This is a genomic window from Streptomyces sp. SID3343, assembly GCF_009865215.1.
Lineage (GTDB): Bacteria > Actinomycetota > Actinomycetes > Streptomycetales > Streptomycetaceae > Embleya.
This window is the reverse complement of record NZ_WWJX01000263.1, coordinates 1-9,788: the sequence shown is the minus strand read 5'-3', so window position 1 is coordinate 9,788 and position 9,788 is coordinate 1. Positions and strand designations below refer to the sequence as shown.

Below are 9,788 nucleotides of genomic sequence, written 5' to 3'. Positions count from 1 at the left end.
AGGCGTTCGCGGATGCGCAGCAACGGCACGACGGCCTGTGCGGCGCCGTCGGTCCCACGCCACACCGCCACCACGGCGTTCGCCGCGTGCGCCCGGCCCAGCGACTCGGTCCAACCGAGCACCCAGTCGGGGGTGGTGAAGTACGAGGTCCCCGGTGTCGTGGCGACCAACTCGCGCCACGACGGGACGAGCGCCACGAGGTCCCCGGGCGCGCGCAACAGGGTCGGCAAAGCAAGCACGGTGATCCCCCCAGATCTCTCCCGGTCTCTCCCGGCCCGGTGCTATGCGAGAACGTAGCGTGTCGACGTCACCGTCCGCCGCGCAACGCGTGAACCGCCGGATGCAGTCCCGACACGATCGTGGCGAACCGGTCGGGCCCGGTGTTCGAGCCCACCCGCAACCGCGAGATCCGCAAAGGGTGTTCGGGCAGGCGCGGCCCGAGTCGGTGATCGAAGAGGAACGCGGTGCGATAGTCGAGGTCGGTGAGCAGTTGCTCGGCCCGCGCGTCCCAGTTGCCGTTGGGATACGCGAACGAGCGGGGCGCGCGGCCGAGCACGGCGGTGAGCCGCTCGTGCGCGTCCACGATCTCGGCGCGCACCACGTCGTCCGGGCAGCGGTCCAGGAGCGGATGGGTCAGCGAGTGATGCTCCACCCGGACCCCGCCCGACTCCAGGACGCCCAGCTCGGCCGCGGTCAACTGCGGGGTGAGCAACGGCTTCCGGCCCTCGCGCAGGCGCGCGAGCAGCGCCAGCCGTTCTCGGTGCGGGATGCTCTTGAGGTGCCCGAGCCACCCGCTTGCGGTGCGCTCCGGCTCGCCCGCGACCCGGGCCCCGGCAAAGACGTGATGCTCCACCTCGTGCCACCAAAACGGTGTGTCCGTGCCGAGCACCGACGCCACCACATAGGCCACGCCCGGAATTCCGCGCTCCTTCAGCAGCGGCAAACCATGCTCCAGGATGGAGCGTTCGCCGTCGTCGAAGGTCAACAACACCGCGCGCTCGGGCAGCGCGCGACGCCGCGCGATCGCGTCCTCGACGTCGTCGAGCGACACCGGACGCGCCGTGCGGCGCAACCGGTCCAGTTGGTCCGCGAACCGCTGCGGGTCCGAGATCCCGTGATAGCCCAACACCGCCAGTCGCACCCGAGCGCGACGCGCGAACCACACCTGCGCCGGCGACCGACGCAACAACGCGTCGCCCCCGGCACGCGTCAATCCCGAACGCAGGCCCGATCTCCAACCCGACCGCACGCCCGATCTCAGACCCGACTTCATCCCCGACATCGAAGCGCCCACCGTGCCTCCCCAGCCCTGTCGCCTCCGATGCGGGAACCGTAACAGCGAGGTCACGTCCCGTCAGCTCGTCCCGCGACCTCCCGGCGCCGAGGGCTGCCGGAGTCCGATATTCGTGAGCATCACGGACGATCGGTGGACGGATTGCGAAACACCCTTCACGCATGCCCCATACGGCCTAATCTGGTCGACGGGCGAGTCACGGGACGGCCGGGTGGGGGCCGCGTCGCGACTCGGACAAGGGTGTTTCGGTGCTGCTCACACCGGGACCGCGAGGTGGGGGCCGACCGATGCTCAATCGTGCGTCGACCCTGCGCGCCGAGGAGATCACAGGCGATCTCGCCCGCGCGTGGGACGAATTGGTAGTGGGACGGGGACTCCAGGCGGACGTCTTCGACACCCACGCATGGGCCGGCTCGTGGCTGGGCTCGCGCCCGGAGCGCGCCGAACACGTGCGCGTGGTGGGGGTGTTCGACGGAGCGCGTCCACTCGCGCTGCTCCCACTCGAACTGGGCCCCGGCGGACGCGCCCGCGAGATCGGCCGAGGTCAACGCGAGCGCACCCGCGTCGTGTTCGGCACCGAGCAACCCCGACTGCCGCTGATCCAGGCCCTGGTCGAGGAGATCGGGCGAAGCGGCGTGCGTGAACTCTCGCTCACCCGGATGCCCAGCCGCGACCCCGCCACCCTCGTGTTCGTCGAAGCGCTGCGCGCCGCCGGATTCGCCGTGGACGTGCGCGAACACCTGACCGACATGATCGAATCGACCCCCGACGGCTGGGCCGCGTATCGCGACCGGCACCGCGGATTCGACGGCGCGATCGGCCAGACCTGGCGCCGCGCAGTCCAACTGTGGCCGCTGCGCGTCGCCGCGTTCGGCGCGCCGGGCACCCCGCCGATCACCGCCGGCCTCGCCGACCACGAGGAACTGTTCGACCTGAGCTGGAAGGGCCGCCTGGGCGCGTCCCCCGACCGTCGCCGACGGCTCCTGCGCGCCCTCGACGCGCGCGGCCTCGCCCGCCTGTACGTGCTCTACGCCGCGGACCGCGCGATCGGATCGTGCACGAGCGTGCGCATCGGCGCCGTAGTGCACTGGCACACGGTCGCCTACGACCCGTCCGTCGCGATGCTCGGCGCCGGCAACATCGTGCACTGGCGCGCCCAGGAACTGGCTTTCGACGAAGGTCCGTTGGCGCTGATCGACCTGCTGCCCGGCGCGAGCCCGCTCAAGGACCGGATCAGCAGCGAACGCCCCGCGCTCCTGGACGTGTGCGCGGCCCGGGTACCGGCCCGCGTGCTGCCGATCCTGCGCGGCGCCCGCGAACTTCAACGCGCGTTGCCGATCGCCACCCGCGCACGAGCCCACCGCCTGCGCGACCGACTCGCCCGGCCCACACCGACCTCGCCGGGCACCGTGCGCCGCCTGGAAGCGAGACCCGCGACCACCGAACCCGCCACACCCTGCCCCGAACTGGCCCTGAACCCACGCGTCCTGCGACTGCTCGCGGTCGCCTGCGCCCGCAAGGGCCCCAAGGAGATGCAGGCCGACTGGGGCGTGAACGACATCTGGTATCGGGTCGGCGACGCCCCGGCCGCCCTCGCGCGCGTGGACACCGGCGAACCCGTGGCGACCCTGCGCGAGGTCGTGCGCTACGACCCGAACCACACCCTGGAGGCGATAGCGCTGATGCTGGCCGACCTGCTCGCCGCACCCGTCCGCTACCTGGACGAAGTGCCCGTGCGCGACCCGCGCCTGCGCTGGCCGGCGGGCTGGACCACGCCGGCCGAACCGGCGCCGACGCACGCGCCCGACCCGGGGCGACCAGCCGACTCGACCCGACTACCCGAACCGACCCGGCAACCCGAGCGCGTCGACAGGCCCGCCACCGCCCTCACCCGCACCGAGGGCGCCTGATGCGCGCCCGGATGATGCACCCCGAGGAACTGGACCCGACGTTCGCGACCGCGTGGGACGAACTCGTCGAGCGACGCGGCGTCTACGCCGACCCCTTCGACACGCACGCGTGGTTCGCGTCCACCCTGCACGGCCACCACGACCCGCTCGATGACATCCGCGTGGTCAGCGTGCTCGACGCCGACGACCGACCACGCGCGCTGCTGCCTCTGGAACGCGTCGGCCCCGACCGCTGGGGCGTGTTCGCCGCGCACCGCAGGCCCCGCTCACGCATCGTGGTCCACCCCGACGAGCCGCACGCCGCGGACACCATCGCCGACGCCCTCGCCCGCGACGGCGTGCGCGAACTGCGCCTGCACCGCATGCCCAGCCGCGACCCGGAAACCCACCGCCTGATCGCCGGACTGCGCGCGTGCGGCTACCGGGTGTCCGCCCGGGAGAAGGCGTCCGACATGCTCGCGAGCGTCGACGGCGGCTGGAGCGGCCACCGCGCCCGCTTCCGCGGCTTCGACCGCTACGCGCAACGCTTCGCCACCCGCGTCCGCGCCCAATGGAACCTCACCCTCGACACCATCGGCACCCCCGGCACCGCCGCCGACCACCACCTCGACGCCGGATTCGCCATCTACACCGACCTGTTCGCCCGCAGTTGGAAGGGCCCGTTGGAGAACGAGGCCGCCAACGCCCGCCGCGACATGCTCACCCGCGCCGCCGCCCGCGACTGGGCCCGCCTGTACATCCTGCGGGTGGACGGGGTACCCGCCGCGATGCACCTGTGGTTTCGCATCGGCGACGTCGCCACGTGGCACTCCACCGCCTACGACGAACGCTTCGCGTCGCTGGGGATCGGCACCGTCGTGCAATGGCAGGCCCAGGAACGCGTCCTGGACGAACCCTGGCCGGCCGGCAACCGCCCGCGCCTGGTCGACCTGATGCCCACCCGCACCCCGCAAAAGCTGCGCCTGGCCCCCGAACGCCCCGCGCTGTGGGACATCGAAGCCGTCCGAGACCGCCCGGTACTCGCCGTGACGCTGCCCGCGCGCGGCTTCGTCCGCGCCACCCGGATGTCGGTGGAGCAACACCTGCGAGTGCGCCGCAACCGGAGCGCCGAACCCGAACCCCTCCTGGTCGCCGAGACCGTCGTCGAGCCGGCCATCGACCCCCACGACGACACCGCCCCGAAGACCAAACCCGAGCCGATCCGCGCGGCGGGCACCACCGACAACCGCGCCATCGCCCTCGCGTGCGGCCACCGCGGCACCGAAACCGTCGACCGCGGCCGCGCCGAAGGCGACACGTGGTGGGTCCTCGGCGAACGACCGCACACCCTCGTCCACCTCGGCGCCGACCACGTCGTGCGCACCGTCGCGGCCCTGGGCACCGACCGGGCACACCCACACCCCTGGCGACCCGTCGAGGCGGTCCGCCTCGTCGCCACCGCGCTCGGCGAAACCCTGCGCCTGTACACCCCCGACCCGGCCGGCAGCGCCGGCACCCCCCTGCACGAAGAACCCGAACCGGTCCCGTGGCCCGCCCACGTCGTCTCGAAGGGCACCGCCCGATGACCGCGCTCAACACCGGCAGCGACCGTGTGCGCACCACGCTCAAACGCGGCCTGGCCGCCACCGCCGTCGCCCGCGGCCCCGCCCCCGGCGCGACCCTGCTCATCTACCACCGCGTCGGCGGCGGCAGCCACGACGAACTCGACCTGCCGCTCGACGCGTTCCGCACCCAACTCGACCTGCTCCCGCGCGCGCACGTGGTGTCCCTGGACACCGCCGTCGACCGCCTCACCGCCGGCGACACCACCCCCTCGATCGTGCTCACCTTCGACGACGGCTTCGCCGACCTCCACGCCAACGCGTGGCCCGAACTGCGCCGGCGCGCCCTGCCGTTCACCCTCTACCTCGCCACCGGCTGCATCGGCGCCGAGATGCGCTGGGAGGGCTCCACCGGAACCAGCGCCGGATCACCGGCACTGACCTGGGACCAGATCGACGAGATGTACGCCTCCGGCCTGGTCACCATCGGCAACCACACCCGCAGCCACGCCCGGCCCGAAGCGCTCACCGCCACCGAACTCGACGACGCCTCCGACGACATCGAACGCCGACTGGGCGTACGCGCCGCGCACTTCGCCTACCCGTGGGGCATCGCCGTCCCGGACATGGAACACGCGCTGCGCTGCCGATTCCGCAGCGCCGCCACCGGCGTGTTGGGCCGCAACCTGCCGGGCTGCGACCCGATCAGGCTGCGCCGCGTCCCGGTCCGCCGGACCGACCCACCGGGCTTCTTCCGCGCCAAGCTCCGCGGCCGACTGGGCCAGGAACGCGCCTACGCGGCGGTCGTCAGTCTCGGCAAGAAGGCCGGTGCGCATGCCTGACCAGCACCCCGCCGGCCCGCGCGGCCCGGGCGGCCGACCGCTGCGCGTGGCCCACCTGACCACGATCGACATGAGCCTGGCCCTGCTCCTGCGCACCGAACTGGAGGAGGACGTCGCGGCGGGCTTCGAGACGTTCGGAATCAGCGCCGCCGGCCCCTATGTAGCCGAGATCGAGGAGTTGGGCGTCACGCACGTCCCGCTCGACTCGCTCACCCGCGCGTGGAGCCTGCGCAGCGACGCCGCCGCGGCCCGCGAACTCGTCGGCGTACTCCGGCGGATCCGGCCCGACGTGCTGCACACGCACAACCCCAAGACCGGCGTGCTCGGCCGGATCCTCGGTCGGGCCGTGCGCGTGCCCGTCGTGGTCAACACGTGTCACGGCCTGTGGATTCGCCCCGGCGACCCGTGGGCCCGCCGGGCGTTCGTGCTGGGCACCGAGAGCGCCGCGGCCCGCGTCTCGCACGCGGAGCTGTACCAGAACGCGACCGACCACGCGACGCTGAGCCGCGCCGTTCCGCGATGGCGTTCGCGCGTCGTCGGCAACGGCACCGATCTGACCCGGTTTCGCCCGGATCCGGCCGTTCGCGCCGCCGTTCGGCGTGAACTCGGCGTCACCGAAGGCGAACTTCTGGTAGGCGGAGTCGGGCGGCAGGTCGAGGAAAAGGGCATCCTCGAATACGTGGAGGCAGCCGCACGACTCGCGGGCAAGGCACGATTCGTCTGGATCGGTCCACCGGACCCCGACAAACCCGACGCGGTGTCACACGCCGCCCGGAGCAACGACGTCGAGTTCCTGGGCGCCCGATCCGACATGCCCGAGATCTACAACGCGCTCGACGTGTTCGTGCTGCCCTCGCACCGGGAGGGCTTCTCACGATCGGCCATGGAGGCGGCGTCCAGCCGGCTGCCCATGGTGCTCAGCGACATCCGCGGCTGCCGCGAGATCGGCACGCACGACGAACACGTGCTGCTCGTACCGGCGGGTGAGCCCGGGTCGTTGGCCGACGCGATCGATCGCCTGCTCACCGACCCGCTCCTGCGCGAGCGGCTCGCCGAGGCGGCCAGAGCGCGCGCCCTGGCCGAGTTCGACCAGCGCCGCGTGGCCGCGGTCTCGATCGACACCTATCGGGCCGTGGCCTCGCGCCGCGGCCTGGGCTGGAACTGACCACCGGTCGGCGGCCGGTGAGGGAGACACCGGTCGCCGACGGCACAACCTCACATTCGACGCCACACCAGGGGAGGGGCATGGCATGCGACGGACGTTCGACATCACCGTGGCCGTGCTGGCATTGGTTTTTCTCGGCCCGGTCCTGCTCGCGATCTTCGTCGTGATCCGCACGACCATGGGCGGACCCGTACTGTTTCGACAGACCCGCAGCGGACTGCGCGGTCGCGAGTTCCGGATCCTCAAATTTCGCACCATGCTCGACGAGCGCTACCCGGACGAGCCCGACGCGGACCGCATCACCCGCGCCGGTCGGATCCTGCGTACCACCAGCCTCGACGAACTGCCCCAGCTGGTCAACGTGTTGCGCGGCGACATGGGGATCATCGGGCCCCGGCCCACGCTGCCCAGCCAGGTCGTCCACTACACGTCGCGCCAACGCGGCCGACTCGACGTGCGCCCCGGCCTCACCGGCTGGGCACAGGTCCAGGGTCGCAACGCGCTCAGCTGGCCCGTCCGCATCGAATACGACCTGTGGTACGTCCGCAACCACAGCGCGCGCGTCGACTGCGTCATCCTGTGGCGCACCATCGGCGTCCTGCTCAAGCCCTCCGGGATCACCGCCGCCGGCGGCGTCAACCCCGGCTTTCCGATCCCCGGCGAACACCCGGGCAAGGACGGCGTGGTGCACGAGGGCACGGCACGCGAGCGCGCCGCCGAGTCCTTCCCGCTGCCCAGACCCATCGTGTGGGCATCCCCGATCACGCACTCGCCGGTCGACCCGACCCGCCTGCTGCCACCACAACGCCCCGCGGGCGAACCACTCGCGGAAGAGATGTCCTGACCACTGGGTCGCCTCGCACGACGACCGAGACGGCGAACTCCGGGCCCGATCGTAGGGACCGGGCCCGGAGTTCGACAACAAGGCGTCGGATCAGGTCAGTTGGTGCAGCGAGCCTGCACCTGCCCGGCGGCCAGGTGCGCACCGCCGACGTTCCAGTCCACGCCGCGCGTCACGAGCTTGACGGCGATCTTGCCGTTGGTGACCGGGAACGTGCCCGCGACCACCCAACGGCCCTTGTTGCCCGCCTGGTCGACCGAGAACTGGTCGTACCACGTGCCGGTCTTGTCGTCGTCCTTGGTGCGCAGCACGTAGTACTTCGCCGGATTCCCGCCCACGTCTCGGGCGTTGCCGCTCGGTACGTAGACGCTGACCTGGCACTTGCGCGAGGCCGCGCCGACATCGAACCACCACAGCACGCGAGCGCTGGTGTCGTCCTTGTTCTTGTCACCGGACATCGGCACCGCGGCGAACTTGCCGTTGCAGCCGTCCTTGTTCCAGCCACCGCTGTTGACGGTGTACCAGCCCTTGTTGCCGTCGCTGTAGCGGCCCACCTCGGCGAAGCCGGCCGCGCCGTTGTTGGCGCAGCCGTAGCCCGACGTACCCAGGAAGGTCTGTACGGGCGCGAGCGCGGCCGGCGGGTTGGGCGACTTGACGGGCGGGTTGGCGGGCGGGGCGACCGGCTGCTTCGCCGGTGGGTTCGCCGGCGGATCGGCGGGCTGGTTGGGAGCCGGCGCGTTGACCGGAGCCTTCGCCGCCGATCCGCCGGGAGTCCCGCCGTTGGCCTGCCCGTTCGAACCGGGGGAGTTCTCCCGGACGGGGGCGCCGCCACCACCGGTGGAACCACCGGTCGATCCGCCGGTCGAACCACCGGAGGAGCCCCCGGTCGAGCCGCCGGCGGAACCGCCCGACGAACCTCCCGAGCTGCCGCCGGACGAACCGGACAGCGGAGACTGGTAGTTCGGCGGGCCCGGGTCGCCGGCGGCCGCCGTGCCGCCGCCGGTCGCGCCCGCGGGCGTTCCCGGGGGACTGTTGGACGGCGTCGCCGATTCGCCGGCCGGCGTCACCGCGATCGGCTTGTCCTGCATCGGCGCCGACTGGGCCACCGGCTTGAGGTGCTTGCCGTCCTGCTCACCGCCGAAGTCGACGGTGCCGGCGACGGCCACCATCGCCAGGCCGGCGGCGGCGAGCGCGGGCATGCCCAGGCTCACCATCCACACCCGGCGTCCCGGCATCAGATGCCGGCGCGGGGTGCGGACCGAGCGCGCGAAGACGTGCCCGAAATCCGTGCGAGGGTCGGGAGGTTCGGCCATGTTGTGCCTTTCGGGGTTGATCCCGCCGCTCACACGGGGTCGAGAGCGGCCGGGACGAGATCGGGGAGGTCCATCGCCCGCAACGACACGAGGTCGTCGGGGCGCACCTCGGCCAGGGACGAGATCCGCCGGGCGTGGCGTTCGGTCATCTCCTGGAACGCCTGACGCGCGGACCGGCCGTTGCCGAAGCGGCGATCACGCGGGACGGAGTCGAAGTAGGCCGACAGGCCCGCGCGCGCGCCTTCGTCGAGCGTGTACTCGTACGCCGCGGCCTCGTGCTCGACGATCTCCACGAGGTCCTTCGAGTCGTAGTCCTCGAAGACGACCGTGCGATTGAAGCGCGAGTCCAGGCCGGGGTTGGAGTCGATGAAGCGGTGCATCTCGTCGGGATAGCCCGCGACGATCACCACGACGTCGTCGCGGTGATCCTCCATCAGCTTCACCAGTGTCGCGATCGCCTCGACCCCGAAGTCGCCGCCACCCGCCGACGTGAGCGAATACGCCTCGTCGATGAACAGCACACCGCCCAGCGCCTTGCGAAAGACCGCCGTCGTGCGCGGCGCGGTGTGCCCGACGTACTCGCCGACCAGCATGCCCCGATCCGCCTCGACCAGATGACCGCGGCTGAGCATTCCCAACGCGGCCAGGATCCGCCCGTACAGGCGCGCCACCGTGGTCTTGCCGGTCCCGGGATTGCCCGCGAACACGAGGTGACGGCTCAGCGGCGGCGCGATAAGACCGGCCTCCTCGCGTCGCCGGACCAACTGCATGAGCTGCACGAGCGTGGCCACGTCGGCCTTGACCCGGGCCAGGCCCACGAGTTCGTCGAGTTCGGCCAGCAGCGTGGCCAGATCGGGGATCGCCTCGTCGGGCCCGTCCGGC

The 9,788-nt window shown here is 72.1% G+C and carries 9 protein-coding genes; 5 read left to right on the top strand and 4 right to left on the bottom strand.

All coding sequences use genetic code 11. The annotated features are described in order from the left end of the window. Together GT354_RS09160 and GT354_RS09155 are read right to left on the bottom strand one after the other, a co-directional pair. Positions 1-239, bottom strand: a 239-nt coding sequence (locus GT354_RS09160) for a hypothetical protein (RefSeq protein WP_202511673.1), incomplete at its 3' end; no start/stop codon positions are given. 68 nt (positions 240-307) lie between these two features. Next, positions 308-1,294, bottom strand: a complete 987-nt coding sequence (locus GT354_RS09155) for a polysaccharide deacetylase family protein (RefSeq protein WP_346011946.1) — start codon at positions 1,292-1,294, stop codon at positions 308-310. Between the two features lie 287 nt (positions 1,295-1,581). Here GT354_RS09155 and GT354_RS09150 point away from each other — a divergent pair, with 287 nt between their 5' ends. The 5 genes from GT354_RS09150 to GT354_RS09130 all read left to right on the top strand — a co-directional run bounded on the left by GT354_RS09150 (position 1,582) and on the right by GT354_RS09130 (position 7,596). Continuing rightward, on the top strand, positions 1,582-3,204 hold the full coding sequence (locus GT354_RS09150; RefSeq protein WP_161355767.1) for a GNAT family N-acetyltransferase: 1,623 nt from the start codon (positions 1,582-1,584) through the stop codon (positions 3,202-3,204). After that, positions 3,204-4,769: a GNAT family N-acetyltransferase gene (locus tag GT354_RS09145; protein ID WP_161355766.1), complete on the top strand. Its 1,566-nt coding sequence runs from the start codon at positions 3,204-3,206 to the stop codon at positions 4,767-4,769. Before GT354_RS09150 ends, GT354_RS09145 begins: the two co-directional genes overlap by 1 nt. Further along, positions 4,766-5,587 carry a polysaccharide deacetylase family protein gene (locus tag GT354_RS09140; RefSeq protein WP_161355765.1) on the top strand — a complete coding sequence of 274 codons (822 nt, stop codon included), beginning with the start codon at positions 4,766-4,768 and terminating at the stop codon, positions 5,585-5,587. The genes GT354_RS09145 and GT354_RS09140 overlap by 4 nt, the downstream gene beginning before the upstream one ends. Continuing rightward, complete coding sequence (locus tag GT354_RS09135; protein ID WP_202511672.1) at positions 5,580-6,752, top strand: glycosyltransferase; 1,173 nt, start codon at positions 5,580-5,582, stop codon at positions 6,750-6,752. Before GT354_RS09140 ends, GT354_RS09135 begins: the two co-directional genes overlap by 8 nt. Positions 6,753-6,837: 85 nt before the next feature. Then, a complete protein-coding gene (locus GT354_RS09130) occupies positions 6,838-7,596 on the top strand; it encodes a sugar transferase (protein WP_161355764.1) in 759 nt (252 codons plus the stop codon). A gap of 95 nt (positions 7,597-7,691) precedes the next feature. Here the strand turns inward: GT354_RS09130 and GT354_RS09125 are convergent, their stop codons facing one another. Together GT354_RS09125 and GT354_RS09120 are read right to left on the bottom strand one after the other, a co-directional pair. After that, positions 7,692-8,906, bottom strand: coding sequence for a hypothetical protein (locus tag GT354_RS09125; protein ID WP_161355763.1), 1,215 nt, complete (start codon positions 8,904-8,906; stop codon positions 7,692-7,694). A gap of 29 nt (positions 8,907-8,935) precedes the next feature. Continuing rightward, positions 8,936-9,788 (bottom strand): AAA family ATPase (locus tag GT354_RS09120; protein ID WP_161355762.1); only part of this gene is annotated, 853 nt, incomplete at its 5' end.